We start from the raw sequence: 15,527 nt of genomic DNA on the forward strand, positions 1-15,527 counted from the left end.
AGAAAGGGTCCAGCGCTTCTCCCTGCTCCCCCCTCAGGACGAGCTCGACCAGTGGCCCGGCCGGACGAGCGCGTCCGGGACGCGCGTCGTGGCATCGCCTCGCGCGGCGTCGAGCTGGGCCTGCACGCAGAAGATGCTGCCTCGCAGGTCGGCGCCGCTCAGGTCGGCGCCCCGAAGATCTGCCCCGATGAGGTCGGCCACCCGCAGGTCGGCCCGGCGCAGGTCGGTGCCCAGCAGCAGCGCCCCACGCAGGCTCGCGCCCGACAGGTCGGCACCGCAGAGGTCCGCACCGCTCAGGTCCGCACCACGGTGGTCCTTCGCGGCTCTCGACCCGGCTCGCAGCACCGGTTCGCGGACCTGCTCACTCGTGCGGAGCAGCAGCGGGTTGACCCGTGCCCGGTGATCGGCGACGACGAGCGTCAGCAGCTCGTCGGCGCTCCCGGCAGCCAGCCGCTCGGTCGCGGCGGCCGAGCGGGCGAGGGCCGTGCGGAGCTCGCCGGGCGGGATCAGGTCGAGGGCCTCGGCCAGGTACCAGAGCAGCTCGTGGAGCTGGCGGACGACCGGCAGCACGGCGAACATCGCGCGGGCGGTCCCCGGGTCCTCGCGCCAGTGCTTCCCGCCGAAGGTCGCCTGGGTGATGCGCTGCCCCGCACCGAAGCAGTCGTACACCGTGCACCCCGCGAAGCCCCGTGGCCGCAGCTCGGTGTGGATCCCGCACCGGGAGTCGGGACCGAGATGGACGCACGGTGTCCCCGCAGGCTTGTCCAGGGCGAAGTCCGCGGACCGGGAGAACGCCGGGGCGACGCAGCACAGGCCGACGCAGCGCGAGCAGTCGGCGCGGAGCACGGAGCGGTCGGGCACCGCGGCCCCGGCCCGCTCTGGCTCCGGCGGCACGGAGACCTAGGCCTGCGGCGGTCGGGTCATCGACAGCACGTCCAGGGCCGTGTCGAGCTGCGTCTCGGTGACCTCGCCGCGCTCGACGAAGCCCAGGTCGACCACCGCCTGGCGCACCGTGACTCCCTGGGCGACGGCGTGCTTGGCGACCTTCGCCGCAGCCTCGTACCCGATCACCCGGTTGAGCGGCGTGACGATCGAGGGGGAGGACTCGGCGAGGGCGCGAGCGCGCTCGACGTTGGCCGTGATCCCGACGACCGTGCGGTCGGCGAGCAGCCGGGAGGCGTTGGACAGCAGCCGGACCGACTCGAGCACACCCTGCGCCATCACCGGGATCTGCACGTTGAGCTCGAAGGAGCCGCTCGCACCGGCCCAGGCCACGGTCGCGTCGTTGCCGACCACCCGGGCGGCGACCATGAGGACCGCCTCGGGGATCACCGGGTTGACCTTGCCGGGCATGATCGAGGAGCCCGGCTGCAGGTCGGGGATGAAGATCTCGCCCAGGCCCGTGTTGGGGCCCGAACCCATCCACCGCAGGTCGTTGCAGATCTTCGTCAGGCTCACCGCCACGGTGCGCAGCACCCCGGAGAGCTCGACCAGCCCGTCGCGGGCCCCCTGGGCCTCGAAGTGGTCCCGCGCCTCGGTGATCGGCAGCCCGGTGTCCTGGCCCAGCAGCTCGATGACCCGCGCGGGGAACCCGGCGGGGGTGTTGATCCCGGTGCCCACCGCCGTGCCGCCCAGCGGTACCTCGGCGACCCGGACCAGCGCAGCCTCGAGACGCTCGATCCCGTAGCCGATCGCCGCCGCATAGCCCCCGAACTCCTGGCCGAGGGTCACCGGGGTCGCGTCCATCAGGTGGGTGCGTCCGGACTTCACGACCGTCGCGAACTCGCGCTCCTTCTCGCGGAGCGCGTCACGCAGGTGCGCGAGGGCGGGCACGAGGTCGCGCACGACCCCCGCGGTCGCGGCCACGTGCACCGACGTCGGGAACACGTCGTTGGAGGACTGCGAGGCGTTGACGTGGTCGTTGGGGTGCACCGCCCGGCCGAGGTGGGCCGACGCCAGCGTGGCCAGCACCTCGTTGGTGTTCATGTTCGACGAGGTGCCCGACCCGGTCTGGAAGACGTCGACCGGGAAGTGCTCGTCGTGCCGTCCGTCGGCGACCTCGTCCGCAGCGGTCACGATCGCGTCGGCGACGTCCTGGGGCAGCACCCCGAGCTCGGCGTTGGCCCGGGCCGCCGCCTTCTTGACCCGGGCGAGGGCCTCGATGTGCCCGCGCTCGAGGCGGGTGCCCGAGATCGGGAAGTTCTCCACGGCCCGCTGGGTCTGCGCCCGGTAGAGGGCGTCGACGGGGACCAGGACGTCCCCCATCGTGTCGTGCTCGACCCGGAAGCCGGCAGGAGGTCGGGTGCTGGTCGCGTCGTCGGCAGTCATGGCAGCAGTCTTCCATCCGGAGCGGGTGGGCCTCACCCGAGGGCGTGGCTCGCGCGACCGCCCTCAGGACGCGACAGCCCTCAGGACGCGACAGCCCTCAGGAAGGGATCTCGCTGTCGAGGTCTCCCGAGGACTCGACCAGCCTGACCCGGCCGTCGGCGAGGGTGTACTCCAGCCCCACGATGGCGCACCGGCCCTCGGCGACCGCGGCCGAGAGGCCCGCCGAGTAGCTCTGCAGCATCCGCACGGTGTGGCGCACGTGCTCGCGCCCCAGGATCTCCGGGGTGGGAGCCAGCAGGGGCCGGTCGGCCCCGGTGGTCGCGTCGCCCTCGGGTCGGTCGGGGTCGGGGATGTTGACGATGCTCGGGATCACCCGGTCCACCACGGCCCGCACGAAGCCCGAGGGCATGCGCCCGGTGGCCAGCGCGTCAGCCGCCGCACCCACGGCGCCGCAGGAGTCGTGGCCCAGCACGATGACGATCGGGGCGTCCAGGACGTCGACCCCGTACTCGATCGACCCGATGACGGTGGTGTCCACGACGTGGCCGGCGGTGCGGACCACGAACAGGTCGCCCAGGCCCTGGTCGAAGACGATCTCCGCGGCGACCCGGGAGTCCGAGCAGCCGAAGATGACCGCGAACGGGTGCTGGGCGACGCTCACCTCGGCGCGCCGGTCCATCCCCTGCGAGGGGTGCTCCATCTCCCCGCGGACGAAGCGGGCGTTCCCCTCGAGGAGGGCGGTCCAGGCCTGGGCGGGGGTGATCGAGTGCGGCATGGCCACATAGTGGCATCCGCACGGCTGGTCGCGGCACCGTGCCCGCCGGCCAGGACGAGGGATCCGCGCGCCCGAACCGATTCGATCTTCCTCCCGGTGGCGTCGTCCGCCAGGTCGGTGTAGCCATGGTGGAGGGCACACCGCTCAGCGGGTCCCCAGATGCTCAGCGAGTCAGGAGATCCGGTGCGACGACGCAGATGGATGGCAGGGGGGATGGCCGCCGCGGCCGTCCTGACCATGGCGGCCTGCGGGGCGGACGACGGCCCGCCCACGCTCACCTGGTACATCAACCCCGACGACGGCGGTCAGGCGGCGATCGCCCGGTCATGCACCGAGGATGCCGGCGGTGAGTACCGCATCGAGATCTCGCTGCTCCCGCGCGACGCGAGCGAGCAGCGGCAGCAGCTCGCCCGCCGACTCGCGGCCCGCGACGCCTCGATCGACCTGATGAGCCTGGACCCCCCGTTCATCCCCGAGTTCGTCGAGGGGGAGTTCCTCGCCGAGGTGCCCGACGACGTCGCCGAGCGGGTCAGCGAGGACGTCGTCGCTGGAGCGCTCGCGGGGGCCACCTGGAACGACCGGCTCGTGGCGGTGCCGTTCTGGGCCAACACCCAGCTGCTCTGGTACCGCACCTCGGTCGCCGAGGCGGCGGGCCTCGACATGGAGCAGCCCGTCACCTGGGACCAGCTGATCCAGGCCGCGCAGGACCAGGACGTCCTGCTGGGGGTCCAGGGGACCCGTGCGGAGTCCCTCACCGTGTGGATCAACGCCCTGGTCGAGTCCGCGGGAGGGCACGTGGTCGAGAACCCCGAGGCGGAGGCCGCCGACGTCACCCTGGGCCTGGACTCCGACGCGGGGCGTGAGGCCGCCCGGATCATGAGCGAGATCGGCGCCCAGGGCCTTGCGGGCGCCGGGCTCCCCACCGCCGACGAGAGCGCCTCGCTCTCGCTCTTCCAGGGTGACCGCGGGTCCTTCATGGTCAACTGGCCCTTCGTCTGGACCGCGACCGGTGCGGCTGTCGAGGCGGGCACCCTGGACACCGAGCTCCTCGACGACATCGGCTGGGCGGTGTATCCCCAGGTCACCGAGGGCCAGGAGTCCCGACCGCCGTACGGCGGCATCAACCTGGGGATCGGCGCGTACTCCCGGCACGTGGACCTGGCGTACGCGGCGGCCGAGTGCATCGTGAGCCCCGAGAACCAGGCCGAGTACTTCACCACCAACGGCAACCCGCCGTCGTCGATCAGCGCCTACGACGACCCCGCCGTCCAGGAGGCCTTCCCGATGGCCGACGTGATCCGGCAGTCCCTCGAGCAGGCGGCGCCCCGCCCGCAGACCCCGTACTACAACGAGGTGTCCACCGGGCTCCAGGGGACCTGGCACCCGCCGTCCGCGGTGGATCCGGACTCCACGCCGGCGCAGTCGTCGGAGTTCATCACCGCCGTCCTGCGAGGGGAGCGTCTGCTGTGAGCGCCCAGGTAGCACCCGCCAAGGGGAGCGGCGCGTCGGAGGCCGCCGCCGAGGAAGAGGCCCGGAAGCGTCGCAACCGGGCACAGAAGTCCGACCGGACCCGCGCCGAGTCCCGGCTGGGCTGGTACCTGGCGGGGCCGGCCTTCGTGGTCATGCTCGCGGTCACGGCCTACCCGATCGCCCAGGCGATCTTCGACTCGCTCTTCCGCTTCCGGCTCAGCGCCCCCGACGAGCGGGCGTTCATCGGGTTGACCAACTACGTCGTGGTCCTGAGCGACGTCGTCTTCTGGCGCGTGCTCGGGGTGACGTTGCTGATCACCGTGGTGGCCGTCGCGGTCGAGGTGGTGCTCGGCTTCGCCCTGGCCCTGGTCATGCACCGCGCGATCACCCAGCTCCGGGGGCTGCTGCGCACCGCGATCCTGGTGCCCTACGGGATCATCACGGTCGTCTCGGCCTTCGCCTGGTTCTACGCCTTCGACATCAGCTCGGGGTTCGTCAACACCTGGTTCGCCTGGGTGCCGGGCGTCGACGAGAACCTCAACTGGTTCGCGAACATGGGGACGAGCCTGTTCGTCATCATCGCCTCGGAGATCTGGAAGACCACGCCCTTCATCTCGCTGCTCCTGCTCGCGGGCCTCGCCCAGGTCCCCACCGAGCTCGAGGAGGCCGCCGAGGTCGACGGCGCCACCTGGTGGCAGCGTCTCAACCGCGTCGTGATCCCCAACATGAAGGCGGCCATCATGGTCGCGGTGCTGTTCCGGGCGCTGGACGCCTTCCGGATCTTCGACAACGTGTTCATCATGACCGGAGGGGCCAACAACACCGAGGTCCTGTCTCTGCTCGCCTACCGCACCTCGATCGCCCGGCTCGAGATCGGTCTGGGATCGGCCATCTCGGTGCTGCTCTTCGTGTGCGTGATCCTCATCTGCTTCATCGCGATCAAGCTCTTCAAGGTCGATCTGGCCGGCGCGAGAGGGGAGAAGTGATGGGCCTGACCACGAAGCAGAAGGTCTGGTGGGCGGTCATCACGGTCGTCGTCCTGGTCTACGCGCTGTTCCCGGTCGCGGCGATCGCCGCCACGAGCTTCAAGATCCCCAGCGAGCTCGACAACGGGCGCTTCCTGCCGGGGACGTGGAGCCTGATCAACTACGAGCAGATCCTGGTGGGCGACGCCCAGAGCCTGTTCCTGTCCTCGCTGCGCAACTCGATCGGCATCTCGCTCATCGCGACCGCGATCGCGGCGGTGCTGGCCACGCTGGCCGCCTACGCGATCGCCCGGCTCGACTTCCCCGGCAAGCGGCTGATCCTGACCACGGCGCTCGCGGTCTCGATCTTCCCGGTGATCTCGATCGTCACGCCGCTGTTCAACCTGTGGCGCACGATCGGCCTGTACGACACCTGGCCCGGGCTGATCATCCCGTACCTGTCGCTGACCCTGCCGATCTCCATCTGGATCCTCACGGCCTTCTTCCGCCAGATCCCCTGGGAGCTCGAGCAGGCCGCCCAGGTGGACGGGGCGACCACCTGGCAGGCGTTCCGCAAGGCGATCGTGCCGCTCGCCGCCCCCGGGGTCTTCACCACTGCCCTGATCGCGTTCTTCATCGCGTGGAACGACTTCGTCTACGGCATCTCGCTGACCTCGACCGAGGCGGCACGGCCGGTGCCCGCGGCGCTCGCGTTCTTCACCGGGGCCTCGCAGTTCGAGGAGCCCACCGGTTCGATCTCCGCGGCAGCCGTCGTGGTGACCATTCCCGTCGTCGTGCTCGTCCTGCTCTTCCAGCGTCAGATCGTGGCCGGCCTCACCCAGGGCGCGGTCAAGGGTTGAGCCCCTCGCCCCGCCCGACTCCGAAGGAGATCCCATGGCATCCATCGTCCTGAGGGACATCGTCAAGAAGTACGGCGACGGCTTCCCCGCCGTGAAGGGAGTGAGCCTGGACATCGCCGACGGCGAGTTCGTGATCCTGGTCGGTCCCTCGGGCTGCGGGAAGTCGACCCTCCTGCGGATGATCGTGGGCCTCGAGGACATCACCGACGGGGACCTGGAGATCGGGGGCACGCGGGTCAACGACAAGGCGCCCCGCGACCGTCACCTGGCGATGGTGTTCCAGAACTACGCGCTCTACCCCCACCTCACGGTCTTCGAGAACATCGCCTTCCCGCTGCGGCTGCAGAAGGGCGCCTTCCCCGAGTCGGAGATCCGACGCAAGGTCGAGCTCGCCGCGGACACCCTCGAGCTGCGCGAGCACCTCGAGCGCAAGCCCGCGAACCTCTCGGGTGGCCAGCGTCAGCGCGTGGCCATGGGGCGGGCCATCGTGCGCGAGGCCGAGGCCTTCCTGTTCGACGAGCCGCTGTCCAACCTCGATGCCAAGCTCCGTGGCCAGATGCGCACCGAGATCGCCCGGATGCAGCGCCGGCTGGGGACCACCACGGTGTACGTGACCCACGACCAGACCGAGGCGATGACCCTGGGCGACCGGGTCGCGGTGCTGCGCAAGGGTGAGCTGCAGCAGGTCGCCAGCCCCCGAGCCCTCTACGAGCAGCCGGTCAACCTCTTCGTCGCCGGGTTCATCGGCTCACCACCGATGAACTTCGTGCCCGGTCAGGTCGAGGGCGACAGGCTCCGGCTCCCCTTCGCCGACCTCCCGCTGGACGAGGACCTGCGCACGCGCATCGGCGACCGGGCGCTGGTCATCGTGGGGCTGCGGCCCGAGCACTTCGAGGACGCCTCGCTCCTCGAGCAGGACAAGGTCGCCAGCGGGTTCTCCTTCGACTGCGAGGTGGACGCGACCGAGTGGCTCGGCTCGGAGCTCTACGCCTACATCCCCTTCGACACCCACCCGGACGTGGCGGCCAAGCTCGAGGACCTGGACCGCGAGCTCGACGGCGAGGGCATGCGCACCCAGGTCATCGTGGCCCTCAGCTCGGAGAGCCGGGTGCGGGACGGCTCCGCGGCGCGGCTCTGGTACGACCCGGCCCGGCTGCTGGTCTTCGACCCGGAGACCGGTGTGAACCTGACCCGGGACGACGACGTCGCGGCGCAGATCGACGCCGAGAACGAGGAGGACCGCAAGGCGTCCCTCGAGCGGGCCCAGGCTCGTGAGGCGCGGGAGGAGGACGACGGCGGTGCGGCCGCAACCGGGCGGCACCGTGGCGGTGCTCCGCAGCCCGCGACGGGCTGAGTGCGCGCCCGGGCGCGCCGACCGTCCTCCACCGCCGCGCCGCGGGGACGCTAGTGTCGCGTGGTGCTGCCCTCCTCGCGTCGACTGCGTGCTCTCGCGGGGCTCGCTGCCGTCTGCGTCCTGGTGGGTGCGGCATCGGCGGGTTCATCGGTGACGCAGCCCTACGAGGAGATCCCGCTGTACTCCGACGGGGTGCTGCTCGGCGCGGACGGGATGCCCCACCTGGTCCCGGTCGGCGGTGCGGCGTCCGAGGACGCCGCCGTGCTTGCCGCCCAGGACGCCTGGCTCGCCGAGGGCGTGGTCCCGGGGCCTGAGCGCTACCGGGACATGGCCGAGCGTGCCCTGCGTGACCTCGACGCGCTGGTCCTGGAGAACGGGGCGTCGATCGCCGCGGCGAGCACGGCCTGGCGCTACGTGTGGCCACGTGACGCGTCGTTCACCGCTGCCGCGCTGGCTCGCACCGGTCACCCCGAGGATGCCCACGCGGTACTGGCCTATCTCCAGGACATGCAGGACCGCCGGTCGACCGACGGGGTGTTCGAGGCGCGGTATCTCCCGGACGGTTCGGGTGACGTCCCGGACGGTCGTGGCCTGCAGCTCGACGGGAACGGCTGGGTGCTGTGGGCGGTGGCGCAGTGGTACGCCGCGGCTCCTCCCGGGCCGGGTCGCGACCGGGGGCTCGAGGCCCTGCGCCCCCTGGTCGAGCGCTCGCTCGACGCGATCCGCTCACGCACCGACCCCACGTCCGGAGTCCCCGAGGTGTTCCCGGACTACTGGGAGGTCGCCGAGTCGGTGCCGACCCTGGGCACCCTCGCACCGCTGCTCCTGGGCGTACGGTCTGCCGAGCCGGTGCTGGTGGCGCTCGGGGCCCCAGCGGAGACCGCGCTCGAGCGCCTGCTGGCCACAGCCGTGGACACGCACTTCGCGCCGGTCTACCCCCGTCATCTCGGCGGCCGGCTGCAGGACACCGCCGTCGCCTTCCTCATGCCGCCCTTCGCCCCGCCCGACGGCGGCGTCCGTCGCGCGTGGCAGGAGGCCGCTGTGGGTATGGCCCGCCCGGCCGGCGGGCTGGCGCCGGGCGAGGGCTGGAAGGAGGACGGGATCTCCTGGACCCCTGAGACCGCTCTGTTCGCTCTGACCGCTGCGGCGTCCGGGGACCTCGACCAGGCCCACCGGTGGCTCGGGTGGCTGGACGAGCACCGGACCGCGCGTGGCTCACTGCCCGAGAAGGTCCTCTGGGACGGACGGCCGTCGGCTGTCGCGCCGCTCGCCTGGACCGCGTCGGTCGTGCTGCTCACCCTGGACGAGATCGACCGCGCCGATCAGGTCGTGGCCGACTGAGCCGCACCCCGGGCGCACGTGGCTCAGGTCGCGTCCAGCTCGGCCCGGGTCGGTGGGTTGGCGCCCGGTCGTGAGACCGTGATCGCCGCGATCTCCGTGCACCGCTGCAGCACGGCACGCAGGGTGGCCTCGTCGATCGACTGCAGGGCCGACCTGTGCGCGCCGCCCAGCAGCCCGGCGGACCAGAGCCCGTCGATCAGTCCACCCATGAAGGAGTCGCCCGCTCCCACGGTGTCGGCCACCTGCACCCGCGGGGCGGCGACGTCGACCTCGAGACCGCGGGAGGTCAGGGCGGTCGCCCCGTCGCCACCTCGGGTCACGATCACCACCGACGGCCCGGCACCCACCCAGGTCCTGGCCACCTCGAGCGGGTCGGAGCCGGGCTCGAGCCAGGCGAGGTCCTCGTCGCTCACCTTGACCACGTCGGCGAGGGCCACGAGTTCCATCACGACGGGTCTCGTCGCCTCGGGAGGTGGCATGAGGCTCGGGCGCAGGTTGGGGTCGTAGGTCAGGGTCGCGGACTCGCGGTGCGCGGCCAGGATGTTGGCGACGTCCGACGCGCCCGGTGCGAGCACGGCGGCGATCGAACCGGTGTGCACCACGAGCGGCGCCGTCGGCGGTGAGGCCCACGTGTCGGGGACGTGCCAGGACAGGTCGAAGTCGTAGGTCGCGACGCCGTCGGCGTCCACCGTGGCCGCGGCGACCGAGGTGCGGGGCGCGGTGTCGCTCCCGGGCGAGATCGTCACGCCGGAGGCCTCGAGGTGGCTGCGCAGGAGCCGACCGTGCTCGTCGGGCCCGAACCACGTCAGCAGGTCGACCGTCCGGCCGAGCCGGCCCAGGCCGAGCGCCACGTTCGCCGGGCTGCCGCCAGGGTGCTCGGCCACCGGGCCGTCGGCCTGGCGGACCACGTCGATCAGCGCCTCCCCGATGACCAGGGCGCGTCCTTCGGTGACGCCCGCGTCGGTCATGGCCGCCTCGGGCTCGGCATCGAGCGATCCTTCGACGGTGTCCCGGTCGATCAGACCCGTCGGGACCTGTGCGTCTCCGGCGACGTCCTCGGGTGCGGCTCCAGGAGCAGGGACCGGTACGGGGGTGGGCTCGGACATCAGGACTCCTCGGTGATCGTCGTCGTCGCGGCGGCGTCCTCGCCCCGCGCCCGCTCGAGGCGACGGCGCGCCCCGTCGAGCCAGTCCTGGCAGCGAGCGGCCAGGGCCTCCCCGCGTTCCCAGAGGGCGAGCGAGCCCTCGAGCGTCTCGCCGCCGGTCTCGAGCCGCTGGACCACCGAGACGAGCTCTTCACGAGCCTGCTCGTAGGTCAGGGTGTCGACCGGGACCTCGGAGGCGAGGGCCGGATCGGTGGCGGATCGGTTCTTCGCGGCGGGGGGTTGCTCGGCAGCTGGCACGGGTCCAGTAAACCGTGTGCGACCGTCACTCGCTGTCGACCGTGGCCCCGACCTCACCCTGGGCGACCCGAAGTCGCAGGCGGTCACCGGCTCGGACGTCGTTCGGCGAGCGGACCACTGCGCCGTCCTCGACCCGTTGCACGACCGCGTACCCACGCTCGAGGGTCGAGGCCGGGGACAGCGCGCGGACCTGTGCCGCGAGGCGGTCGACCTCGGCCGACCCGGACTGCACCACCCGGTCCAGGGCCCTGCGTACCACCTCGCGCAAGGTGCGGACCTCGCGCTCGCGTGGCTCGAGCATCGTCAGCGGACCGGCCAGGACCGGGCGTGAGCGCAACGCGGTGAGCCGCTCGGTCTCGTGCCGCAGCAGCTGGGTGATCGCAGCCCGGGTGCGGGCGCGCGCCTGCACCACGCGCGCGCGCTCCTCGCCGACATCGGGCACCACCCGCTTCGCCGCAGCGGTGGGCGTCGAGGCGCGGAAGTCGGCGACCAGGTCCAGCACAGGGCTGTCCTTCTCGTGGCCGATCGCGCTGACCAACGGGGTCCGGCACGCTGCGGCCGCCCGTACCAGGGTCTCGTTGCTGAAGGGCAGGAGGTCCTCGAACGAGCCGCCGCCCCGGGCCACGACGATCACCTCGACGCGAGGGTCTGCGTCGAGCTCGGCGATGGCGCCGACCACCGAGGGGACGGCCTGGGCCCCCTGGACGGTCACCCGACGGATCTCGATCTCGACCTGCGGCCAACGGGCACGCGCGGTGGACACCACGTCGTGCTCGGCGTCGCCCTGCTGGGCGCAGACCAGCCCGACGACCGCCGGCAGGAAGGGCAGCGGCCGCTTGCGGGCGGCGTCGAAGAGTCCCTCGGCGGCCAGGATCCCCTTGAGGTGCTCGATACGGGCGAGCAGCTCACCCGCCCCGACGAGCCGGACCTCGTCACCGGCGAGGCCCAGCGAGCCCTTCTTGAGGTGGAAGGTGGGGCGTGCGTGCACCACGAGGTGCGCGCCGTCCTGGACGCCGGCGTCGCCGCCGACCTTGAGCACGGCCGCCGCGGGAAGCGTGACCTGCACGGACATGTCCACGTCGGTGTCGCGCAGGGTCAGGAAGTACATCTGGTTCCACCGCTTGACGTTGAGCACCTGGCCCTCGACCCAGACCGGCGGCATCTTGGCGACGTAGTCCGCGATCTTGGGCGAGAGGTGTCGCACCGGCCAGGGCCGGGCCGCGGTGGTCTCCAGCGCCTTGAGGGGCAGCGGTCCACGGGGGACCGCGGTCGGCGGATGAGCCACGGCACTGCCCGCCGGCTCGGAGGACGGACCGGTGGAGGGGCTCACGGGACCAGCCTGCCACCTGCCGCGGACGCGTCGTCGGCTGACGCGGTCTTCGACGCCGACAGCGAACGCGGCCGGTGCGGGCCCGTGGCCGGACGACCGCGCCCAAGGGGTTTCGTAGACTGTCCGGGTGATCCCCGACCCCGCCGTCCCCGTCCGCAAGCGTGTGCTGCTCGCCGCCCCCCGCGGGTACTGCGCGGGGGTCGACCGGGCGGTGATCGCCGTGGAGAAGGCGCTGGACCACTACGGCGCTCCCGTCTACGTCCGCAAGGAGATCGTCCACAACAAGTTCGTGGTCGAGACCCTGACCGAGCGTGGCGCGGTCTTCGTCGACGAGACCGACGAGGTCCCCGAGGGTGCCCGGGTGGTGTTCTCGGCCCACGGCGTCTCACCCGCGGTGCACGCGGCTGCCGCTGCACGGTCGTTGCGCACCATCGATGCGACCTGCCCCCTGGTCACCAAGGTGCACAAGGAGGCGGTGCGGTTCGCGAGCGACGACTACGACATCCTGCTGATCGGCCATGACGGTCACGAGGAGGTCGAGGGGACCGCCGGGGAGGCACCCGACCACGTCCAGGTGGTCAACTCCCCGGACGAGGTGCACAAGGTCACCGTGCGGGATCCCGACAAGGTCGTCTGGCTCTCCCAGACGACGCTGTCGGTCGACGAGACGATGGAGACGGTCCGCAGGCTGCGCGAGCGCTTCCCGAGCCTGCAGGACCCGCCCAGCGACGACATCTGCTACGCGACCCAGAACCGGCAGGTCGCGGTCAAGAAGTTCTCGCCCGACTGCGACCTGGTGATCGTGGTCGGTTCGGCGAACTCGTCGAACTCGGTGCGACTGGTCGAGGTCGCCCTGGACGCCGGCGCCCGCGCGTCCTACCGGATCGACCGCGCCACCGAGATCGACCCCGCCTGGTTCGAGGGGGTCAGCACGGTCGGTGTCACGTCGGGAGCGTCGGTGCCCGAGATCCTGGTCAAGGACGTCCTGGCGGACCTCGCCGAGCGTGGCTACCAGGACGTCGAGGAGGTGCGCACCGCGACCGAGGACCTGATGTTCTCGCTGCCCAAGGAGCTGCGCGCAGACCTCAAGGCCGCGGGCCAGGAACCTCCTCGCCCGACCCGTGGCGAGCGCCGGTCGCTGAGCGTCGAGCCGGTCTGAGCCGGCCGCGCCCCGGGGATCACGTCCCGGTCCGCTGCGCCGCGCCCTCGCGGCTCGAGGCGTCGTCGAGGGAGACAACGGCCGAGGTCATCGAGGCGACCAGCTCGGGGGCCTGGACCTGCCGGGCGGCCCGGTCGACCTGCTGCGGAGCCTCGAGCTCGTCGTCGGTGACCTTGAGGTCGGCGAGCCTGCGGGCGCTGACCAGCACCCGGGACTCGAGCGAGCTGACCGACTCGTTGTAGGCCCGGACGGCGCCGTCGAGCTGGCGTCCCAACCTGCTGACGTGGCCGCCGAGGGTCGCGATCCGCCCGTGCAGCTCGCGGCCCAGGCTCAGCACCTGCTGGGCGTTGGCCGCGAGGGCCTCCTGCCGCCAGCCGTACGCGACGGTGCGGAGCAGGGCGATGAGGGTCATGGGCGTGGCGAGGACCACGTTGTGCTCCATCGCGTGCTCGTAGATGCCCGGGTCCGCCTCGAGGGCCGCGTGCAGGAAGGCGTCTGCCGGGACGAACATGACGACGAACTCGGGGGCCGGGGAGAACTGCTCCCAGTACTGCTTGGAGGCGAGGTCGTCCACGTGCTTGCGCAGGTGGCGGGCGTGCGCCGCCATCCGCTGGGCGCGGACGGCGTCGTCGGTCGCCTGGACGGCGTCGAGGTAGCCGAGGAAGGCGACCTTGGAGTCGAGCACCACGTGCTTGCCGCCGGCGAGGTGGACGACCATGTCGGGCCGCTGGACGCCGTCGTCGGTCCGGGTCGAGGACTGCTCGACGAAGTCGACGTGGTCGAGCATCCCCGCGGCCTCCACGACCCGGCGCAGCTGGATCTCGCCCCACCGGCCTCGCACCTGGGACGAGCGCAGGGCGGTGACGAGCTGGGAGGTCTCGGTGCGCAGCAGCTCGGAGGCCTCCCGCATCGAACGGACCTGCTCCCCGATGGCCGACTGCCCCGCGACCCGTGCCTCCTCGGCCGTCGCGAGGTCGGTGGTGACCCGGTCGAGCACCTGGGCGAGGGGCTCGACCAGGTGACGCACCGCCTGCTCGCGTGAGGCGAGGGTCGCCGCGTGGTTCTGCTCAGCGGTCCGGAGCCGCTGCTCGGCCAGGCCCATGAACTGCTGGTTGTTGGCCGCGAGGGCGTCGGCCGCCAGGGCACGGAACTGGTCCGCGAGCCGGCCGTGGTCGGCGCGGAGGGTCTCGACCCGCTCGGCGGCCGACCGGCGTTCGGCGTCGAGCTGTGCCCGGGCGGTCGCGAGCTCGGTGTGCAGCCGCCGGTCGGCCCCAGCTCCACGCACCGTCGCCAGGAGGTGGCCCAGGGCGAGTCCTGCGCCCAGGGCGACGAGCACGATCAGTACGTCGGCGAGTCCCATGTCCCCACCGTGCCAGCCCGGTCCGACACGATCACCGTCCGGCGCGCGGGCCGGGCACCGTAGACTCGTCGCCCGTGGCACTCACCATCGGCATCGTCGGCCTGCCCAACGTCGGCAAGTCCACCCTGTTCAACGCACTGACCCGCAACCAGGTGCTCGCAGCGAACTACCCGTTCGCCACGATCGAGCCCAACATCGGGGTCGTGCCCCTGCCCGACCCCCGCCTGCAGGTGCTCGCCGACGTCTTCGGCTCCGAGCGACTGGTGCCGGCCGTGGTGTCCTTCGTCGACATCGCCGGCATCGTCCGCGGTGCGAGCGAGGGCGAGGGGCTGGGCAACAAGTTCCTGGCCAACATCCGTGAGGCGGACGCGATCTGCCAGGTCATCCGGGCGTTCACCGACGACGACGTGGTGCACGTCGAGGGCCGCGTCGACCCCGCCGACGACATCGAGACGATCAACACCGAGCTGGTCCTGGCCGACCTCCAGACGGTCGAGAAGGCGGTGCCGCGTCTCGAGAAGGAGGTGCGCACCAAGAAGGTCGACGCCTCGGTGCTCGCGGCGGCCCAGGCGGCGCAGGCCGTCCTGGAGGAGGGCACCACCCTCTTCGCCGCCCGCGACCGGCTCACGAAGGAGGGCGTCGAGCCCGCGGCCCTGCGCGAGCTCCAGCTCCTGACGACCAAGCCGTTCATCTACGTCTTCAACACCGACGACGCGGGCCTCGCGGACGAGGGCATGAAGGCCTCGCTGCGCGAGCTCGTCGCCCCGGCCGACGCGATCTTCCTGGACGCCAAGCTCGAGTCCGAGCTCGTCGAGCTCGAGCCCGAGGACGCTGCGGAGATGCTCGCCGAGTCGGGTCAGTCCGAGCCCGGCCTGGCTCAGCTCGCACACGTCGGGTTCCACACCCTGGGGCTGCAGACCTACCTGACCGCCGGGCCCAAGGAGGCCCGCGCCTGGACCATCCGCACCGGGTGGACGGCCCCGCAGGCGGCGGGTGTGATCCACACCGACTTCGAGCGAGGCTTCATCAAGGCCGAGGTGATCTCCTTCGACGACCTGGTCGAGGCGGGGTCCATAGCCGCCGCCCGGTCTGCGGGCAAGGCCCGCATCGAGGGCAAGGACTACGTCATGGCCGACGGCGACGTGGTGGAGTTCCGCTTCAACGTGTGAGGTCGGGCGCGTCC

14 protein-coding genes are annotated in these 15,527 nt (G+C 72.0%); 7 read left to right on the top strand and 7 right to left on the bottom strand.

Translation table 11 applies throughout. From position 1 onward, the window contains the following. Window positions 1-33: 33 nt before the first annotated feature. The 3 genes from M1R94_RS16300 to M1R94_RS16310 form a co-directional block, all read right to left on the bottom strand. Window positions 34-861, bottom strand: a complete 828-nt coding sequence (locus tag M1R94_RS16300) for a pentapeptide repeat-containing protein (protein ID WP_249382777.1) — start codon at window positions 859-861, stop codon at window positions 34-36. A 39-nt stretch (window positions 862-900) separates the two neighbouring features. After that, complete coding sequence (locus tag M1R94_RS16305; protein WP_249382778.1) at window positions 901-2,328, bottom strand: class II fumarate hydratase; 1,428 nt, start codon at window positions 2,326-2,328, stop codon at window positions 901-903. Between the two features lie 97 nt (window positions 2,329-2,425). Then, a complete protein-coding gene (locus M1R94_RS16310; protein ID WP_249382779.1) occupies window positions 2,426-3,103 on the bottom strand; it encodes a carbonic anhydrase in 678 nt (225 codons plus the stop codon). A gap of 201 nt (window positions 3,104-3,304) precedes the next feature. Between M1R94_RS16310 and M1R94_RS16315 the strand changes: the two genes are divergently transcribed. From M1R94_RS16315 to M1R94_RS16335, 5 genes are all read left to right on the top strand, one after another. Continuing rightward, a complete protein-coding gene (locus tag M1R94_RS16315) occupies window positions 3,305-4,573 on the top strand; it encodes an extracellular solute-binding protein (RefSeq protein WP_374109486.1) in 1,269 nt (422 codons plus the stop codon). Next, the gene (locus tag M1R94_RS16320) at window positions 4,570-5,559 is read left to right on the top strand and encodes a carbohydrate ABC transporter permease (protein WP_249382780.1); all 990 of its coding nucleotides are present in this window, start codon (window positions 4,570-4,572) and stop codon (window positions 5,557-5,559) included. The genes M1R94_RS16315 and M1R94_RS16320 overlap by 4 nt, the downstream gene beginning before the upstream one ends. Further along, on the top strand, window positions 5,559-6,398 hold the full coding sequence (locus M1R94_RS16325) for a carbohydrate ABC transporter permease (protein WP_283253539.1): 840 nt from the start codon (window positions 5,559-5,561) through the stop codon (window positions 6,396-6,398). Before M1R94_RS16320 ends, M1R94_RS16325 begins: the two co-directional genes overlap by 1 nt. Window positions 6,399-6,432: 34 nt before the next feature. Next, window positions 6,433-7,752, top strand: coding sequence for an ABC transporter ATP-binding protein (locus tag M1R94_RS16330; protein WP_249382781.1), 1,320 nt, complete (start codon window positions 6,433-6,435; stop codon window positions 7,750-7,752). Between the two features lie 63 nt (window positions 7,753-7,815). Next, a complete protein-coding gene (locus tag M1R94_RS16335; protein ID WP_249382782.1) occupies window positions 7,816-9,093 on the top strand; it encodes a glycoside hydrolase family 15 protein in 1,278 nt (425 codons plus the stop codon). Window positions 9,094-9,116: 23 nt separating this feature from the next. Here M1R94_RS16335 and M1R94_RS16340 read toward each other — a convergent pair whose 3' ends face one another. Genes M1R94_RS16340 through xseA form a run of 3 tightly spaced genes read right to left on the bottom strand, consistent with a single transcriptional unit; the run spans window position 9,117 to window position 11,825 of the window. Next, a complete protein-coding gene (locus M1R94_RS16340) occupies window positions 9,117-10,199 on the bottom strand; it encodes a carbohydrate kinase family protein (protein ID WP_308199923.1) in 1,083 nt (360 codons plus the stop codon). Next, window positions 10,199-10,495 (bottom strand): exodeoxyribonuclease VII small subunit, encoded by a 297-nt coding sequence (locus M1R94_RS16345; RefSeq protein WP_308199924.1) that lies wholly within the window; start codon window positions 10,493-10,495, stop codon window positions 10,199-10,201. Before M1R94_RS16345 ends, M1R94_RS16340 begins: the two co-directional genes overlap by 1 nt. Before the next feature lie 25 nt (window positions 10,496-10,520). Then, complete coding sequence (xseA, locus tag M1R94_RS16350) at window positions 10,521-11,825, bottom strand: exodeoxyribonuclease VII large subunit (protein WP_374109481.1); 1,305 nt, start codon at window positions 11,823-11,825, stop codon at window positions 10,521-10,523. Window positions 11,826-11,952: 127 nt separating this feature from the next. On the opposite strand from xseA, the gene M1R94_RS16355 reads away from it, so the two are divergent. Beyond that, entirely contained in the window at window positions 11,953-12,984 is a 1,032-nt protein-coding gene (locus M1R94_RS16355) for a 4-hydroxy-3-methylbut-2-enyl diphosphate reductase (RefSeq protein WP_249382783.1), read from the top strand. Window positions 12,985-13,003: 19 nt separating this feature from the next. Here M1R94_RS16355 and M1R94_RS16360 read toward each other — a convergent pair whose 3' ends face one another. Next, entirely contained in the window at window positions 13,004-14,344 is a 1,341-nt protein-coding gene (locus M1R94_RS16360; protein WP_249382784.1) for a DNA recombination protein RmuC, read from the bottom strand. A 74-nt stretch (window positions 14,345-14,418) separates the two neighbouring features. Here M1R94_RS16360 and ychF point away from each other — a divergent pair, with 74 nt between their 5' ends. After that, window positions 14,419-15,513 (top strand): redox-regulated ATPase YchF, encoded by a 1,095-nt coding sequence (ychF, locus tag M1R94_RS16365; RefSeq protein WP_249382785.1) that lies wholly within the window; start codon window positions 14,419-14,421, stop codon window positions 15,511-15,513. The last annotated feature ends 14 nt before the right edge of the window (window positions 15,514-15,527 follow it).

Source organism: Actinotalea alkalitolerans, assembly GCF_023369855.1.
Lineage (GTDB): Bacteria > Actinomycetota > Actinomycetes > Actinomycetales > Cellulomonadaceae > Actinotalea.